This is a genomic window from Actinomadura sp. WAC 06369 (assembly GCF_003947565.1).
In the GTDB taxonomy this organism is placed as follows: domain Bacteria; phylum Actinomycetota; class Actinomycetes; order Streptosporangiales; family Streptosporangiaceae; genus Spirillospora; species Spirillospora rifamycini.
Genome location: NZ_QHJN01000419.1, coordinates 1 through 648 on the forward strand (window position 1 = coordinate 1; position 648 = coordinate 648).

1 protein-coding gene is annotated in these 648 nt (G+C 67.7%); it reads right to left on the reverse strand.

The window, feature by feature from the left end:
* On the reverse strand, positions 1–610 hold a 610-nt coding region (locus DMH08_RS39770), incomplete at its 3' end, for a hypothetical protein (RefSeq protein ID WP_148108681.1).
* Between the last annotated feature and the right edge of the window lie 38 nt (positions 611–648).

The following is a 648-nucleotide window of genomic DNA, read 5'->3' on the forward strand; positions in this document are numbered from 1 at the left end:
GAAGAGTCGTGGGCGCTTCTGCATCGCCGATTCCCGACACCTTCCAGTCATCGTCGGCCCAGGCCAGCTGAGTTGATGTGACTACGTAGTAGAACTCGCCGGTCCCTGTGTAGTCGGAAGCGGAGACGATATTGATCGTGGCCGACTCACCCTCCGAGCACTCCGCGACAGTGAATCCACCCCACTCGGGGTGGATGACGGGGACGGGCCCCTCGGTGTCGCCTACGCGCTCGAAGAAGGCCTGGGCGGACTCGATGGCCTCAGACTGATACTCGCCAGTCGTGCGGTCCTTCACGAGCGCGAGGTAGTCCTCCTGGGTCAGCTCGCCTCCGCTCGGACGCAGCTCGTTGAGGCCCACGAGGTAGTTCGTGGCGGCCTCGACCGCTCCCTTGCAGGTCGGCTCGTACCCCACGGGCACGGAGGGATCATGCTCGGAAGCTGCCGAGCCGCCTTCCCCGACCGTGACCTTGAGGTCGTCCCGAATCACGGGCTGACTCGACGGGGGCGCGGACGACGTCGTCGCCCCGCCCGCCGGCGGCTCCTCGTCGTCGGAGAACAGCAGCTGCGCCCCGAGCACGCCCGACAGTGTGAGCAGCACCAGAACGGCCACCGAGAGCACCGCGATGACCGGCCCCCGGCGGAGCCGGC